Below are 16060 nucleotides of genomic sequence, written 5' to 3'. Positions count from 1 at the left end.
AACGCGCGCCGGCTTGCGCGCCGGCGCGACGATTCGCGTCAGCTGTAGCGTCGGAGGATTTCCTTGGACAGGATGTGGCGCTGGATCTCGGACGTGCCTTCCCAGATGCGCTCGATGCGCGCATCGCGCCAGAAGCGCTCGATCGGCAGTTCGTCCATCAACCCCATGCCGCCGTAGATCTGCACCGCGTGATCGGTCACGCGGCCGAGTGTCTCGGTGGCCAGCAGTTTCGCGAGCGCGGCGTCGCCGTCGGTCATCGTGCCCTGGTCGAGCTTCTGCGCGGTATAGAGCGTGACGAGTTCCGCCGCGCGAATCTCGGTCTGCATGTCGGCGAGCTTGAACGACGTGCCCTGGAAATCGCCGATGCGCTTGCCGAACTGATGGCGCGTCGCGGCCCATTCGGCGGCCATCTCGAACGCGCGCTGCGCGCGGCCGATGTTGTTCGCGGCCACCATCACGCGGCCGGCGGTGAGCCAGTCGTTCGCGAGCTCGAAGCCGCGATGCTCTTCGCCGAGGATCTGCGCGGCGCTCACGCGGCAGTCGGACAGGAAGATCTCCGACTGGTGGTAGCCGCGCAGGCTCGTGCAGTGCGGGCCGCGCCGCACGGTCATGCCCGGCGTGTCCTTGTCGATCAGGAAGCAGGTCACGCGCTTGCGCTTCTGGCCGCGCACTTCCTCCTCGCCGGTGACGGCGAACAGGATCACGAAGTCGGCCGTATCCGCGTGGCTGATGAAGTGCTTGCTGCCGTTGATCACGTAGTCGTCGCCGTCGCGCACCGCGCGCGTGCGGATGCCCATCGCGTCGGAGCCGGCGCCCGGCTCGGTCAGCGCGAAGCAGTCGACGCGCTCGCCGCGCACGGCCGGCTTCAGGTAGCGCTCGATCTGGTCGCCCTTGCATGCCATCAGGATCTTGCTGGGCCGCGCGACGAACACGTGCAGCGCCCAGCTCGTGCGGCCGAGCTCGCGCTCGACCAGCGCCTGCGTCACGTAGTCGAGGCCCGGGCCGCCGGCGCTCTCGGGCATGTTGAACGCGTAGAAACCAAGCTCGAGCGACTTGCGGCGGATCGAATCGGCGAGTTCGGCCGGCACGTCGTCCGCGCGATCGACTGCGAATTCATGCGGCTGCAGTTCCTTCTCGACGAACTGACGCAGCGACGTCACCAGCATGTCCTGCTCTTGGGTCAGCGAAAAATCCATCAATCATCTCCCGACAAAATGGGGGGTGCGACCTTCGACCGACGCGCGAAGCGCTTCCCGGCCGTCCTCGCTGTGACCGCAAGCGACGCCGGCCGCCAACTCGCCGCGCAGTTGCTCGGCAAGGGTATGCGTGAGCGACTGCGCAAGCAGTGCCTTGGTATGGCCGAACGCGACGCTCGGCCCTTGAGCGAGCCGCGCGGCGAACGCGGCGACATGCTCCGCGAACGCGTCGGCGTCGACGACTTCGGACACGAGCCCGGCCGCGAGCGCATCCTGCGCGTTCCAGCGTTCGTTCAGGAAGACGAAACGGCGCACGACGTCGGGGCGCGCGAGGCGCGGCAGGAACCAGCTTCCGCCCATGTCGGGGCTGTAGCCCATGCCCGTATACCCGCAGCGCAGCGTCGCGGCCGTGCTCGCGATGCGGAAGTCGCACGCAAAGCCGATGTCGGTGCCCGCGCCGACCGTCGAGCCGTTCAGCGCGGCGATCGTGGGGCGCGGAAACGCGGCGAGCGCCTGCACGAAACGGTGCGCGCGTTCGGTCCACCCGTAGGTGTCGAGTTCGCCGTTGCGCTCGGCCTCGGCCCACTCGTCGACGTCCGCGCCCGCGCAGAATGCGCTGCCGGTGCCGGTCAGCACGACGCAGCGCACCGCCGGATCGTTCGCGAGCGCGTCGAGCGTCTCGCGAAGAAAGTCGAGATGCGGCCGCGCGAGCGAATTGCGCTTCGCCGGGCGGTTCAGTCGAAGGGTCACGACGCCGTCGTGCCGTTCGATTCGGATGTCCTCGATGCTCATGCTGATCACTGTCTCCTGGTTGTTGTGTGTCGGGGTGTGTCAGAGCCGGCAAGGGTCGCCGCTACTTGCGGACCGCATTTCGGCATAGTATAAGTTCTGTTAAATGAACGTTCAACCCAATTGTGAGTCGACCAGGAGACACACGATGAGCGTGGTGATGGAGACGTCGGCGGGTGTGGAGGAGGGAAGAGCCGGGGCGCATGCGGCACGCACCGCGTCGGCGGAGCGCATCGCGAGCGGCGCAGGCCTGCAGATCGATCGCGTGTCGAAGCGCTACGGCAGCGTGCATGCGTTGCGGGAAACGTCGATCGAGATTCCGCGCGGCGAATTCCTGACGATCCTCGGGCCGTCGGGTTCCGGCAAGACGACGTTGCTGACGATCGTCGCGGGCTTCGAGCATCCGACCACCGGCGACCTGCGCGTGGGCGGCCGCAGCATCGTCGCGTTGCCGCCGGAGAAGCGCAACTTCGGGATGGTGTTCCAGGGCTATGCGCTGTTTCCGCACATGACGGTCGAACAGAACGTCGCGTATCCGCTGATGGTGCGCAAGCAGAAGGGGCCCGACGCGGTGAAGCGCGTGAAGGCCGCGCTCGATCTCGTGCGGCTCGGCCCTCTCGCGGATCGGCTGCCGCGCCAGTTGTCGGGTGGCCAGCAGCAACGCGTCGCGATCGCGCGCGCGCTGGTGTTCGATCCCGATCTCGTGCTGCTCGACGAACCGCTTGGCGCGCTCGACCGCAAGCTGCGCGGCGAGGTGCAGGTCGAACTGAAGGCGCTGCACGAACGGCTCGGGGCAACGTTCCTGTTCGTCACGCACGACCAGGAGGAAGCGCTGTCGATGTCGGACCGGATCGCGATCATGCGCGACGGCCGGCTCGAGCAGATCGGCACGCCGGACGGGCTGTACGAGCAGCCGGCGAACCGCTTCGTCGCGGACTTCCTCGGCAAGAGCAACTTCATCGAAGGCGTCGCAGTCGGCGGCGATGCGGACACCACGCACTATCGCGTCGGCGATACGCGGTTCGTCGCGCCCGCGTGCGGCGCGCGAACCGACGACACGCTGCTGTTCGCGCTGCGCCCCGAGAAGGTCGCCGTGTCCGCGACGTCGTGCGGCGGCGCGCACAACGAAGTGGCCGGCCGCATCCGTCATTGGAGCTATTTCGGTTCGTCGTACCGCTTCGAGATCGAGACGTCGGCGCTCGGCTGCATGACGGCGGACGTGCCTGCGTGGCGAGGGCTCGCGTCGCCGCGCACCGGCATGGACGTGTTCGTGCAGTGGGAGCGCGACGCGACCTGCCGGATCGCGGCCGACTGACGCGGCGAACGCTGCATCCCGCGCGACGCGGCGGCTGCCGTCGTCGCCGGCCGATTCCCCGTGCCCGACAACGCCGAGATGCGTGCGGGCGCTGCCCAGCCTGGAGGAGACACCATGACGAAGCGCCATCTGCAGGACCTGCTCGACCAAGCGCGCGACCTTCAACCCGCGACGTCGCAACGCCGCCGCGATTTCCTGCGGCTGTGCGCGGCCGCCGGCATCGCGCCGACGCTGCTGTCGCTCGGCGCGAAAGACGCGCTGGCGTCGAACCCGAAGGAAATCGTGCTCAGCGCATGGGGCGGCGAAGCGCGTTCGGCGTTCCGCTCCGCATACATGGACCCGTTCACGAAGGCGAGCGGGATCAGGATGGGTTACGACTCGTCGCCGGAGGACGGCAAGATCAAGGCAATGGTCGAGAACAGGAACGTGATCTGGGACGTGATGGATCTCGACGGCTTCGCGGCGATCAAGCTCGGCAAGCAGGGCTTCCTGCGGCCGATCGATTATTCGGTCGTGGGCCGCAACACACTGCCTGGGCTCGGGTCGGATTTCGGCGTGCCGTCGTACCTGCTGAGCTACGTGCTCGTCTACGACGCGCGCAAGTTCGGCGCGAATCCGCCGAAGAACTGGGCCGATTTCTGGAACGTCGGCAAGTTTCCGGGCAAGCGCGGGCTGTGGAAATGGATGGGCGGCGCGCTCGAAGCCGCGCTGATGGCCGATGGCGTCGACAAGGACAAGGTCTACCCGATCGACGTGCCGCGCGCGCTGAAAAAACTCAAGGAGCTGCGCTCGAACGTGCTGCTGTGGGATTCGGGTGCGGACAGCCTGCAACTGCTGCGCAACGGCGAAGTCAGCATGGCGTGCATCTGGCATACGCGCGCGAACGTGATCCAGCGCGAGAGCAACGGCCGGTTCCGCTATACGTGGGAGCAGGGGCTCGCGTCGTGCGACGTGTGGGGCGTGCCGAAGAACAACCCGTCGGGCGATGCCGTGTGGCAGTTCATCAAGTTCGTGCAGGGTGTCGAGCCGCAGGTGCGCCTGCTGTCGCTGCTCGGCAACGGGCCGGTGACGCCGGCCGCGACGGCCGCGGTGCCGCAGGCGCTGCGCGCCGACAATCCCGGCACGCCCGAGAACTGGGCGAAGCAGTGCAAGGTGAATCCCGAATGGTGGGCGCAGCATTACGAAGCGACGCTCGCGCAGTACACCGACCTGATGTCGTCCTGATCCGCCGCCTCGTGAGCGTGACGCCATGACTACCCTGTCTACTCCCGCCGCGGGCGCGGTCCCGCTAGGCCGCGCGAAGGCCGACCGCTACTGGCTGCTCGTCGTGCCGCTGCTCGCGGTGCTGATCGTGCTGTACGTGGTTCCGCTCGTGCGCGTGCTGTGGCTCGGCTTCACGGTGCCGGCGCCCGGCCTGACGAACTACGCGCGGCTGCTGGAGAACCATGGCGTGCACCGCGTGCTGTGGACGACGCTGCGCGTGTGCGCGGTCACCACGGTGTTTTCGGTCGCGCTCGGCTACGCGATCGCCTATGCGATGGCGCACGTCGGCCCGCGTCAGCGGATGGCGCTGATGTTCGGGCTGCTCGTGCCGTTCTGGGCGTCGGTGCTGGTGCGTGCGTTCTCGTGGCTGTTCCTGCTCGGCGAGCAGGGGCTCGTCAACACGCTGCTGATGCGCGTCGGGTTGATCGATGCGCCGCTGCCGCTGATGCGCAACGAGATCGGCGTCGTGATCGGGATGATCCACTTCATGATTCCGTATGCGGTGCTGCCGCTGTACGCGAACATGAAGGGCATCGACCCGCAGCTCGCGCGGGCGTCGCAGGGGCTCGGCGCGGGCGCGTTCGTCACGTTCCGCAAGGTGTATTTCCCGCAGACGCGGCCGGGCATCGTCGGCGCGGCGATCCTCGTGTTCATCTTCTCGCTCGGCTTCTACGTGACGCCGGTGATTCTCGGCGGCGGCCGCACGGTGATGATCGCCGAGTACATCAGCACGCAGATCCTGCAGCTCGTGAACTGGGGCAGCGGGGCGGCGCTCGCGTCGCTGCTGCTGGCGTCGATCCTGGCCGCGCTCGCGCTGCTCGCGCGTTTCGTCGACCTGCGCGAGCTGTTCGGCGCGCGCTGATTCGAACGGAGGACGAACCGATGAAGAATCGAATGACCGCAGGGCGCGCGCTGGTGGTCGGTGTCGCATGGGCCGCGATCCTGTTCCTGATGCTGCCGCTGCTCGTGTCGGTGCCCGTGTCGCTGACGCCGAGCGACTACCTGTCGATGCCGGACGGCGCGCTGTCGTTGCGGCACTACGGCGTGCTGCTCGACGACGACGGCTGGGTGTCGAGCTTCCTGCAAAGCGGGCTGATCGCGCTGGCGTCGTCGGCGATCTCGGTCACGCTCGGCACGCTGTGCGCGATCGGCCTGTGGAAGGTCGCGTCGCGGCGCGGCGAGTTCGTGCGCGGCGTGATCCTGTTTCCGCTGATCGTGCCGCCGATCGTGTCGGCGCTCGCGTTCTATCGGCTGTGGGGCGAGCTCGGGATGCTCGACAGCCTGCCGGCAGTGATCCTGTCGCACGTCGTGCTGTCGGTGCCTTACGTGGTGGTGGCCGTGTCCGCGTCGCTCGCGACGGTCGGCCTGCGGATCGAACAGGCGTCGCGCAGCCTCGGCGCGAACCTCGCGCAGACGCTGCGCTACGTGATCCTGCCGTCGATCCGGCCGGGCGTGCTGTCGGCGGCGGTGTTCGCATTCATCCTGTCGTGGGACGAGCTGGTCGTCACGCTGTTCATCTCGAGCCGGAGCGTGTACACGCTGCCGCGCCGCATGTGGGACGGGATGCGCGAGAACGTCGACCCGGCGATCGCGTCGGTGTCCACGCTGCTGCTCGTCGCGACCTGCGTCGCGATCGGCCTGTCGCTGCTGCGCAAGCGCGCGGCCGGGGCCGTGTGAGTTCAACCCTTCAACGTTACGTTGCGGAGAAAAATCGCCTCATGAAAGTCCTGATCGTCCACGCCCATCCCGAGCCGCAGTCGTTCACCACGTCGATGCTGCACCGCGCGGTGAGTACGCTCGAAGCGCAGGGGCACACCGTGACGGTGTCCGACCTGTACGCGATGCAGTGGAATCCGGTGGCGAGCGCGGCCGATTTCGGCGTGCGCAAGCACCCCGACTATCTCGTCTACGCGCTCGAGCAGCGCGAGAACGTCGCCGCGCACGCGATCGCGCCGGACATCGCCGCGGAACTCGACAAGCTCGCCGCATGCGACTTGCTGATCCTGAGCTTCCCGCTGTTCTGGTGCTCGGTGCCGGCGATCATGAAGGGCTGGATCGACCGCGTGCTCGTGTCGGGCAAGGTGTACGGCGGTGTGCGCTTCTACGATCGCGGCGGGATGCGCGGCAAGCGCGCGCTGCTCGCCTATACGTGCGGCGGCCGCGACTACATGTTCGGCGCGGATGGTGTGCATGGCGAAATGGACCTGATGCTGCGCCACGTGCTGCGCGGCACGCTCGGCTATGCGGGCTTCGACGTGCTGCCGTCGTTCGTCGGCTATCACGTGCCGTATATCGGCGATGCCGAGCGCGCGGCCGTGCTCGATCGGTACGGCGACTACCTGGCGCGGCTCGACCGGCTCGAACCGATGGCGTTCCCGACGCTCGACGATTTCGACGGCGACATGCGGCGGCGCGAGCGCGCGCCGCAGGAAGCCGCGCAGGACTGATCGCGACACCCGGCCACGATGCCGATACGCGTCTCAACCATCCGACCGCGTGAGAGTTCGAGCAATGACCCTGACGTCGAGCGACGTGCTGCTGTTCCTGACCGGCCTGCTGACGCTGTTCTGTCCGCCGGTCGCGATCCCGATGTACGCGGCCGTCACCGGGCATTTTCCCGACGTGACGCAGCGGCAGATCGCATTCAGGCTGTTCGCGTGGATCGCGGCGCTGATGGTCGGCGCGGTCTGGGGCGGCCAGTTCCTGCTGCGCATGCTCGGCCTGACGCTCGGTGCGCTGACGCTGACGGGCGGCCTCGTGCTGTGCCTGTGGTCGATTCCGATGATGCGCGGCACGGCCAACGACGAACGCAGCGGCGGGGAGCGGCGGCTCGAATATGCGCAGTGGCGCAGCTACATCGCGGTGCCACTGATCTTCCCGCTGTCGATCGGCAGCGCGGTGATGTCGCTCGTGATCACGACCGCGACGCGCTTTCATACGCCGTCCGACCTGCTCGCGCTGAGCGCGGCCTGCGTGCTGCATGCGGGCGTGATCGGGCTCACGTATGCGTGCTCGGCGTCGTGGTGCCGGCGGCTCGGCGAGATCGGCAGGACGCTCGTCGAGCGGCTGTCGGGGATCGTGCTGACCGCGATCGCGTTCCAGATGCTCGCGCAAGGCGTACGCGAACTGCTGCCGGGGCTCGCGCACTGATGGCTTCGCCGCCCGGCGAATGATCCAGAAACCTGTCCTGAACGATGGAAGACAAATGAAAACAGTTGGCATGTATCTCGTCGACCTGCTCGCCGCGTACGGCGTCGATACGGTGTTCGGCATTCCCGGCGTGCACACGATCGAGCTGTACCGCGGGCTGGCCGGCAGCACGCTGCGTCACGTGAGCGCGCGCCACGAGCAGGGCCTCGGCTTCATGGCGGACGGCTATGCGCGCGCGACCGGCAAGCCCGGCGTGTGCTTCGTGATCACCGGCCCCGGGATGACGAACATCGCGACGTCGATGGCGCAGGCGTTTGCGGATTCGATTCCGATGCTGGTGATCTCGAGCGTCAACGCGTCCGGCGATATCGGCTCGGGCAACGGCCATCTGCACGAACTGCCCGACCAGCATGCGTTCGCGGAGAATGTCGCCGCGTTCAGCTATACGGTGCCGCGCGCCGACGCACTGCCGCAGGCGATCGCGCGCGCGTTCGCGGTGTTCTCGGGCGGCCGGCCGCGCCCGGTGCATATCCAGATCCCGCTCGACGTGCTCGCGGCGCCGGCCGACACGTTGCCGCCCGTGCCGGCGGCGCCGCCGCGCATCGCGCCCGGTCCCGCATCGGCCGACGGCATCGACGCGCTGCGCGCGCAGGCGGCTGCCGCGCGCGCGCCGCTGATCCTGGCGGGCGGCGGCGCGCTCGACGCGTCCGACGACGTGCGGTGGCTCGCCGAAGCACTCGACGCGCCGGTCGTGATGACGATCAACGGGCGCGGCGTGATGCCGCCCGCGCATCCGCTCGGCATCGCGTGGTCGGCGTCGAGCGACGCGGTGCGCGCCCTGATGCGCGACAGCGACCTGATCGTCGCGCTCGGCACCGAGCTCGGGCCGACCGATTACGACCTGTATGCGACGCGCAGTTTCTCGATGCCCGCGCCGCTCGTGCGGATCGACATCGATCCCCAGCAGCTGTGCCGCAATGCGGTGCCCGCGCTGCCGTTGCTCGGCGACGTCGGCGAAACCCTGCGCGCGCTGCGGCGCGTATGGCCCGGCGACGCGGGCGCCCGTGCGGATCGCGACGGCGTTGAACGCGCAACGAAGTGCCGTGCGGCGGCGCGACAGGAACTGAATGACGAAATGTGCCGCGATCTCGCGCTGCTCGACAGCGTGCGCGACACGCTGCCCGATGCGGCGATCGTCGGGGATTCGACGCGCATCGTCTACGCGGGCAACGTCGGCTTCGCGGCGCCGCGCCCGCGCAGCTGGTTCAACGCGTCGGTCGGGTTCGGCTCGCTCGGCTACGGGCTGCCGGCCGCCGTCGGCGCGAGCCTCGGCGATGCGTCGCGGCCGGTGGTCTGCCTCGCCGGCGATGGCGGATTCCAGTACACGCTTGGGGAGCTCGGCACCGCGGTGCAGCACCGTGCGCGCGTGATCGTCGTGCTGCTGAACAACGGTGGATACGGGGAAATCAAGCGCGCGATGGTCGACGGCGGCGTCGAGCCGGTCGGCGTGGATCTGCATACGCCGGATTTCGTCGAGATCGCACGGGCGTACGGATGGGGCGCGCAGCGCGTCGACGAGGGTGCTTCACTGGTCGGGGCGCTCAGCGAGGCGGCGGCGCATGACGCGCCGTATCTGATCGAGATTCGCGCGTGCTGAAAACGCGAACGGCCTCGCGATGCGAGGCCGTCGGGTGCGCCGCCGGGTTGCCGGCGGCGATGATGCGTCAGGTTGCCGACGCGCCGCGTTACGCGCGCTTGCGGGCCGTCTTCGGCGGCGGCAGGAACGTATCGACGACGCGCAGGCAGCTCGCCAGCGCGTCTGCCGCGGTAAAGGACGTCGGGTCGCGCGCGAGCTCGAGCCAGAACCCGTCGATCACGGCCGTCAGCGTCAGCGCGGCGAGATCGCTGTCGACGGTCCCGCCGCGCACTTCCGCGATCTGGTCGAACAGCTTCTTCAGGGCTTGCCGGTAGCCGGCGTACAGCTCCTTGTGTGCCTTGCGGATCACCGGGTCGCTATGCGCGACGCTCCAGAAGCCGAGCCACACCTTCACGTTCTTCGGCGCGAACACCGGCGCGGCGAAACACACCTTGATGATCGCGTCGAGCTTGTCCTCGGGGCCGGTCGCGTTCGCGGCGGCCGCGCGCGACACGTCGAGCAGGTCGGACGCGAGCCGCTTGTAGGTCTGCGCCATCAGCTCGTCTTTCGACTGGAAGTGATGGTTGATCAGCCCGCGCGACACCTTCGCTTCCGCGCAGATGCGGTCGATCGTGGTTTCCGAATAGCTGTAGCGCGCGATACAGCGCATCGTCGCGTCGATGATCGATTGCTGCCGCACCGCGGGCGTTTCGCGGATGCCGCGGCTGCGGGCCTGAACCGGTGCGCTGCCAGGAGTCTTTTTCACGGGGTGACCTTACGGAATCGTCATGGCACCGATTATAGGGGAGTGTCGGACGCTTGTTCAATTGCACCATCGAAAGCGGCGTGGAACCCGCGAAAACCCTTGCTCCAGGATGATTGAAATCTGTTGAACCACCGTTCAACAGCGCCTATACTCGACTCCGCATGAGGTTGGTCGGCCATTCAACAAGACGCCGCGGTCCCGCACGGGACGGGCATGAGAATTCGACACAGGAGACAGCATGTTGGCGCGGGTGGAGAGCGTGAAGGCGGCCGTCGACGAGCGCGTGCAGGTGACGGATCTGCACAAGCGGTTCGGCGAGCTGGAGGTGTTGAAGGGCGTGTCGCTGAGCGCGCGCGAAGGCGAAGTGATCTCGCTGATCGGCGCGAGCGGCTCGGGCAAGAGCACGCTGCTTCGTTGCATCAACCTGCTGGAGACGCCGACCCGCGGACGCATCGTGGTCGACGGCGAGGAGATCGGCCTGAAGGTCGACCGCAAGGGCCGCACGGTGCCGACCGATCCGCGCCAGGTCGAGCGCATTCGCACGCGGCTCGGGATGGTGTTCCAGAGCTTCAACCTGTGGGCGCACCGCACGGTGCTCGAGAACGTGATCGAGATGCCCGTGCACGTGCTGCGCGAACCGCGCGCCGAAGCGATCGCGCGCGCCGAGCAGCTGCTCGAACGCGTCGGCCTTGCCGACAAGCGCAACGTCTATCCCGCGTTCCTGTCCGGCGGCCAGCAGCAGCGCGTCGCGATTGCGCGCGCGCTGGCGATGCGGCCCAGGGTGATGCTGTTCGACGAGCCGACGTCCGCGCTCGATCCCGAACGCGTCGGCGAAGTGCTGAAGGTGATTCGCGATCTCGCGTGCGAAGGCCGCACGATGATTCTCGTCACGCACGAAATGGCGTTCGCGCGCGACGTGTCGAACAGGGTGCTGTTCCTGCACGAAGGGCGCGTCGAGGAGAGCGGCACGCCGGCCGAGATCTTCGACGCGCCGCAGAGCGAACGCTGCCGCCAGTTCGTCAACGCGCATCGGCAACGCCACTGAACCGCGGGCGCGGCCCGCGCGTGCCAGTACGGGCGGCTGCCCCGATCCCTATCTTTCCCGCAAGGAGTCCGACCATGAAACGTGTCGTACGCAGTCTGCTGTGCCTGTTGAGTCTCGTCCTCGCGGCGCTCGCGCCGTTCGGTTCCGCGCACGCGTCGTCGGGCGTGCTGCGCTTCGGGGTCGCGGCCGAGCCGTATCCGCCGTTCCTGATGAAGAGCCCGACGGGGCAGTGGAGCGGCTTCGAGGCCGACCTGATCCGCGCGCTGTGCGAGCAGATGAAGGCGAAGTGCGAGATCAGGGAAGTCGCGTGGGACGGCATCATCCCGGCGCTGCTCAGCGACAAGATCGACGTGATCTTCAACTCGATGTCGATCACGCCGGAGCGCCAGAAGGTGATCGCGTTCTCGCGGCCGTACTACGAGACGCCGGGCACCTTCGTCGGCGCGAAGAACCAGAAGCTCACGCTGACGCCGGACGGGCTGAAGGGCAAGGTGATCGGCGTGCAGGGTTCGACCGCGAACGCCGAGTTCATCAAGATGGCCTACGGCAAGACCGCGACGGTGCGCCTGTACAACACGCAGGATGACTGCAACGCCGACCTCGTCGCCGGCCGCATCGACACGATGTATCTCGACCAGCTCGGCATTCTCGATTTCCTGAAGTCGAAGGACGGTTCCGCGTTCGAGCTGAAGGGCCCCGGCAGCGTGAAGATGGACCCGGCGATCTTCGGCTACGGCGTCGGCGCGGGGATGCGCAAGGCCGATGCACCGCTCAAGCAGCAGATGGACCAGGCGCTCGAGCAACTGCATGCATCGGGCAAGTACGCGCAGATCGCGAAGAAGTATTTCCCGATCGACCTCTGGCCGCACTGATCGAGCGCACACGGGCGTCACGCACGGACGAGGAGGCGGCATGGACGGTTGGGGATGGGTGAGCTACCTGGGCATGGACCCGGACGGCTGGGGCGTCGCGCTCTTGCAGGGCGCGGGCGTGACGCTCGAGATTTCGCTCGGCGCGTTCGTCGTCGGCATCGTGCTCGGGCTGCTGGGTGCGGCCGCGAAGCTGTCCGGCGTGCGGGTGCTGGAGCGGCTCGCGCAGGGCTACACGACGCTGTGCCGCGCGGTGCCCGAGCTGCTGCTGATCCTGCTGCTCTATTACGCGGGCACCGACGCGATCAACCTGCTGATGACGGCGATCGGTGCCGGGCCGGTCGCGGTCAACGGCTTCGCGGCGGCCGTGATCGTGCTCGGCATCGTGCAGGGCGCGTATGCGGCCGAGATCATCCGCGGTGCGATCCTCGCGATCCCGTACGGGCAGATCGAGGCGGCGCGCGCGTTCGGCGCGCCGCCGTCGCTCGTGTTCCGCCGTGTGACGCTGCCGGCGATGGCGCCGTATGCGCTGGCCGGCTTCACGAACCTGTGGCTGATCCTCGTGAAAGACAGTGCGCTGATCAGCGTGGTCGGCTACAGCGAGCTGCTCTACACCGCGAAGCAGGCGGCCGGGTCGACGCGCGAGTACATGCACTACTACCTGATGGTCGCGGCCGTGTACTTCGCGATCACGTCGCTGTCCGGCATGCTGTTCCGCGAGATCGAGCGGCGTTTCGGCCGCTGGATGCCGGCATCGTGAGCCGCGCCGGGTCTTCTCACGTATTTTTTGACCGAACCGGATCAACGTCATGGATCTGAGCGTACTGTCTTCCTACGGATCGCTGCTGCTGCTCGGCGTGCTGACCACCGTCAAGCTGCTCGTCATCTCGGCCGTGTTCGGCTTCGCGCTCGCGATCGTCGTCGCGTTCGCGCGGCTGTCGGGCAACCCGGTCGTCGCGCGCGCCAGCAAGGCGTTCACCGAAGTGATACGCGGCACGCCGCTGCTCGTGCAGATCTACCTGATCTACTACGGCGTCGGCTCGCTGTTCGCCGGCTGGCCCGCGCTGCGCGACAGCGTGCTGTGGCCGTTCCTGCGCGACGGTTTCTGGTATGTCGCGTTCGCGCTGGTGATCAGCGTCGGCGCGTATGTCGGCGAGGTACTGCGCGCGGGCCTGCGCGGCGTACCGAAGGGCGAGATCGAGGCGGCGCGCGCGATGGGGATGCGCCCGTCGATGATCGCGCGGCGCGTGTGGCTGCCGCGTGCGATCCAGATCCTGCTGCCGACGCTCGCGGGCGAGACGGTGATGCTGCTGAAATCGACCGCGCTCGCGTCGACGGTCGCGGTGATGGACGTGCTCGGCGCCGCGAACTACATTCGCGCGCAGACACTGCGGACCTACGAGCCGCTGCTGGCGATCGCCGTGATCTATGTCGTGCTCGCGTTCGTGATCGAACGCGCGTTTGGCCGGCTCGAGCGGCGTGTGCCGGTACGCATGCCGCGGTGAACGAACCCTTGAAGAAGCGGCGGCCGCTCGGACGCCGCGCGACGGAGAACGCATGAACTATTCGAAGCTGGTCGATCGCCTGCAGGGCAAGCGCACGACTGCATGGGACATTCATTACGCGGCACAGGCGGCCGTCGCGGCGGGCGAGCCGGCGATCATCCTGAGTGTCGGCGACCCCGACTTTCCGACGCCGGAGATCATCGTCGAGCGCGCGGTCGCCGCGCTGCGCGGCGGCGATACGCACTACAGCGAAGTACGGGGCCGCGCCGAACTGCGCACGGCGATCGCGCGCGAGCATGCGAAGGCGTCCGGGCAGGCGGTCGGTGCCGAGCACGTGATCGTGACGGCCGGCGCGCAGAACGCGCTGTTCGCGATGGCGATGTGCCTGTGCGAGGCGGGCGACGAGGTGATCGTGCCGGAGCCGATGTATCTGACGTACGAAGCCAGCGTGCGCGCGTCGGGTGCGACGCTCGTGCCGGTGCCGGTCGATGCGTCGCGCGGCTTTCATCTCGACTTCGACGCGCTCGAAGCGGCCGTGACGCCGCGCACGAAGGCGATCTTCTTCGCGACGCCGTGCAACCCGACCGGCGTCGTGCTGCCGCGTGCCGATCTCGAACGCATCGCGCGGCTCGCCTGCGAGCGCGATCTGTGGGTCGTGTCCGACGAGGTGTATGCGGAACTGACGTTCGAGCGCGACCTGGTCAGCATCGCGTCGCTGTCGGGGATGGCCGAACGCACGGTGACGATCGGCAGCCTGTCGAAATCGCACGCGATGCCGGGCTGGCGGGTCGGCTGGGCGATCGGCCCGGCCGAGCTGATCGAGCACGCGGAGCGGCTCGCGCTGTGCATGCTGTACGGGCTGCCGGGCTTCATCCAGCAGGCGGCCGTCACCGCGCTCGACAACAAGGCCGCGATCGTCGCGGACATGCGCGAGCTGTACCGGCGCCGCCGCGACCTGGCCTACGCGCGCCTGCGCGACGTGCCGGGGCTGCGTTGCCTGCTGCCGGAAGCCGGCATGTTCATGATGGTCGACGTGCGCGGCACGGGGCTCGACGCGCACGCGTTCACGTGGGGATTGTTCCGCGCGAAGCAGGTCGCGCTGCTCGACGCGAGCGCGTTCGGCGATACCGCATCCGGCTTCGTGCGCTTCGGCTTCGTCGTCGACGATGCGAAGCTGGCCGACGCATGCGAGCGCATTGCGGCATTCGTCGCGAGCCTTGGCGCGGATTCGCGCGCGGCGTCGTGATGGGCGAGCCGAACCCGAAGGAGGACGGACGATGATCGAGGCGCTGACCTGGCAGGTGCCCGGCGACGGCGGGCAGCCGCTCGCGATCCGCGCGTGGCGGCTGTCGGGCGGCGACGGGCCGCGCGTGCATCTGCAGGCCGGCGTGCATGCGGACGAGATCGCCGGCATGCTCGTGCTGCACCGCTTGCTCCCGCAGCTGTGCGCGGCGCACGATCGCGGCATGCTGCGCGGCACGGTGACGGTGGTGCCGCAGGCGAACCCGCTCGGGCTCGCGCAGTTCCGGCAAGGGCGGCTGCTCGGCCGCTTCCACGATGCGACGCAGCGCAATTTCAACCGGCATTTCCATGAATCGGCCGCGGCGCGCCGGCCCGCGACGACATTCGCCGCCTGGCAGCGCGCGCTGTTCGACGCCGCGTGCGGCGCCGATATCGTGCTCGACCTGCATACCGACTCCGAGGCGCTGCCGTATCTGTACGTGCAGCGCGAAATGTGGCCGGCCAGCCGCGATCTCGCGGCGGCGCTCGGCGTCGACGTCGCGATTCTGTGGGACGAGGACGACGACGGCGCGTTCGAAGGCGCGATCGCCGCGCACTGGGCGCGCAACGGCGGCCTGCGCGAACGGCTCGTCGCAACGGTCGAGCTGCGCGGGCAATCCGACGTATCCGATGCGCTCGCCGAGCGCGATGCCGACGGCGTGCTGGCGTTCCTGCGCGGCCGCGGCGTGATCGCGGAGCCTGCCGGCGCGCACGACTGGCACGGCGAGGCCGTGCCGATCGCGCACATGGAGACGGTGCTCGCGCCGGTATCGGGCGTGATCGTGTACGAACGCGAACTCGGTGCGACGGTCGCCGCGGGCGCACGCATCGCGCGGATCGTCGCGCATCCGGGCGTGCCCGGCAGCGAGCACGTGCTGGTCGCGCCGCAGGCCGGACGCATCGTCACGCGCAATCGCGAGCGGCTGGTCGCGCAGGGCGACGTCGCGCTGAAGCTGACGGGTTCGCGTCCGTCGGCGGGATGGTCGGGCGGCACGCTCGATCCATGAGCGACGCGGCGCGCGACCATCCGCCTGTCGAGAACGATCGAACGCTTGCATCCGGGCCAACCCGCGTCGCGGCGCCGAACTGACGTCGACGTGACGGCGCGCCCCGCGCATGGCCGCGTACATCCATCAAGCATTTCGCTTCCGACAGCGGCGCTACGCCCGTTCCGCTAGGGAAAACCATAGTGCACTCGCGAAAGACCGAGTAAGCCCGCAGTCAGCTTCGCTGTTCAGAATCGCC

The 16060-nt window shown here is 68.4% G+C and carries 16 protein-coding genes; 13 read left to right on the top strand and 3 right to left on the bottom strand.

The window, feature by feature from the left end:
• Positions 1 to 38 precede the first annotated feature (38 nt).
• Positions 39 to 1196, bottom strand: a complete 1158-nt coding sequence (locus CFB45_RS24690) for an acyl-CoA dehydrogenase family protein (protein WP_089427807.1) — start codon at positions 1194 to 1196, stop codon at positions 39 to 41.
• A 3-nt stretch (positions 1197 to 1199) separates the two neighbouring features.
• The gene (locus CFB45_RS24685) at positions 1200 to 1988 is read right to left on the bottom strand and encodes an enoyl-CoA hydratase/isomerase family protein (RefSeq protein ID WP_089427806.1); all 789 of its coding nucleotides are present in this window, start codon (positions 1986 to 1988) and stop codon (positions 1200 to 1202) included.
• 145 nt (positions 1989 to 2133) lie between these two features.
• Here CFB45_RS24685 and CFB45_RS24680 point away from each other — a divergent pair, with 145 nt between their 5' ends.
• The 7 genes from CFB45_RS24680 to CFB45_RS24650 all read left to right on the top strand — a co-directional run bounded on the left by CFB45_RS24680 (position 2134) and on the right by CFB45_RS24650 (position 9370).
• Positions 2134 to 3300, top strand: a complete 1167-nt coding sequence (locus tag CFB45_RS24680; RefSeq protein WP_089427805.1) for an ABC transporter ATP-binding protein — start codon at positions 2134 to 2136, stop codon at positions 3298 to 3300.
• A gap of 114 nt (positions 3301 to 3414) precedes the next feature.
• Positions 3415 to 4524 carry an ABC transporter substrate-binding protein gene (locus CFB45_RS24675; RefSeq protein ID WP_089427804.1) on the top strand — a complete coding sequence of 370 codons (1110 nt, stop codon included), beginning with the start codon at positions 3415 to 3417 and terminating at the stop codon, positions 4522 to 4524.
• A gap of 25 nt (positions 4525 to 4549) precedes the next feature.
• Positions 4550 to 5425 carry an ABC transporter permease gene (locus CFB45_RS24670; protein WP_089427803.1) on the top strand — a complete coding sequence of 292 codons (876 nt, stop codon included), beginning with the start codon at positions 4550 to 4552 and terminating at the stop codon, positions 5423 to 5425.
• 20 nt (positions 5426 to 5445) lie between these two features.
• Positions 5446 to 6240, top strand: a complete 795-nt coding sequence (locus tag CFB45_RS24665; protein ID WP_089427802.1) for an ABC transporter permease — start codon at positions 5446 to 5448, stop codon at positions 6238 to 6240.
• Between the two features lie 41 nt (positions 6241 to 6281).
• On the top strand, positions 6282 to 7010 hold the full coding sequence (locus CFB45_RS24660; RefSeq protein WP_089427801.1) for an NAD(P)H-dependent oxidoreductase: 729 nt from the start codon (positions 6282 to 6284) through the stop codon (positions 7008 to 7010).
• Between the two features lie 64 nt (positions 7011 to 7074).
• Positions 7075 to 7713, top strand: a complete 639-nt coding sequence (locus CFB45_RS24655; protein WP_089427800.1) for a MarC family protein — start codon at positions 7075 to 7077, stop codon at positions 7711 to 7713.
• A 55-nt stretch (positions 7714 to 7768) separates the two neighbouring features.
• Positions 7769 to 9370 carry a 5-guanidino-2-oxopentanoate decarboxylase gene (locus CFB45_RS24650; protein ID WP_089427799.1) on the top strand — a complete coding sequence of 534 codons (1602 nt, stop codon included), beginning with the start codon at positions 7769 to 7771 and terminating at the stop codon, positions 9368 to 9370.
• An 88-nt stretch (positions 9371 to 9458) separates the two neighbouring features.
• Here CFB45_RS24650 and CFB45_RS24645 read toward each other — a convergent pair whose 3' ends face one another.
• Positions 9459 to 10115 carry a TetR family transcriptional regulator C-terminal domain-containing protein gene (locus CFB45_RS24645; RefSeq protein ID WP_244115244.1) on the bottom strand — a complete coding sequence of 219 codons (657 nt, stop codon included), beginning with the start codon at positions 10113 to 10115 and terminating at the stop codon, positions 9459 to 9461.
• Between the two features lie 259 nt (positions 10116 to 10374).
• Here CFB45_RS24645 and CFB45_RS24640 point away from each other — a divergent pair, with 259 nt between their 5' ends.
• The 6 genes from CFB45_RS24640 (at position 10375) to CFB45_RS24615 (ending at position 15822) form a co-directional block, all read left to right on the top strand.
• A complete protein-coding gene (locus tag CFB45_RS24640) occupies positions 10375 to 11160 on the top strand; it encodes an ABC transporter ATP-binding protein (RefSeq protein WP_373452696.1) in 786 nt (261 codons plus the stop codon).
• A 74-nt stretch (positions 11161 to 11234) separates the two neighbouring features.
• Positions 11235 to 12032 carry a transporter substrate-binding domain-containing protein gene (locus tag CFB45_RS24635; protein ID WP_089427797.1) on the top strand — a complete coding sequence of 266 codons (798 nt, stop codon included), beginning with the start codon at positions 11235 to 11237 and terminating at the stop codon, positions 12030 to 12032.
• Positions 12033 to 12072: 40 nt separating this feature from the next.
• Complete coding sequence (locus tag CFB45_RS24630; protein WP_089427796.1) at positions 12073 to 12789, top strand: ABC transporter permease; 717 nt, start codon at positions 12073 to 12075, stop codon at positions 12787 to 12789.
• Between the two features lie 49 nt (positions 12790 to 12838).
• Positions 12839 to 13534 carry an ABC transporter permease gene (locus tag CFB45_RS24625; protein WP_089427795.1) on the top strand — a complete coding sequence of 232 codons (696 nt, stop codon included), beginning with the start codon at positions 12839 to 12841 and terminating at the stop codon, positions 13532 to 13534.
• Positions 13535 to 13586: 52 nt separating this feature from the next.
• Positions 13587 to 14780: a pyridoxal phosphate-dependent aminotransferase gene (locus CFB45_RS24620; RefSeq protein ID WP_089427794.1), complete on the top strand. Its 1194-nt coding sequence runs from the start codon at positions 13587 to 13589 to the stop codon at positions 14778 to 14780.
• A gap of 31 nt (positions 14781 to 14811) precedes the next feature.
• Positions 14812 to 15822, top strand: a complete 1011-nt coding sequence (locus CFB45_RS24615; protein ID WP_089427793.1) for a succinylglutamate desuccinylase/aspartoacylase domain-containing protein — start codon at positions 14812 to 14814, stop codon at positions 15820 to 15822.
• Positions 15823 to 16060 lie beyond the last annotated feature (238 nt).

The organism is Burkholderia sp. HI2500, from assembly GCF_002223055.1.
GTDB lineage: Bacteria > Pseudomonadota > Gammaproteobacteria > Burkholderiales > Burkholderiaceae > Burkholderia.
The sequence above is the reverse complement of the archived record's forward strand: the minus strand, read 5'-3'. Positions and strand labels throughout refer to the sequence as shown.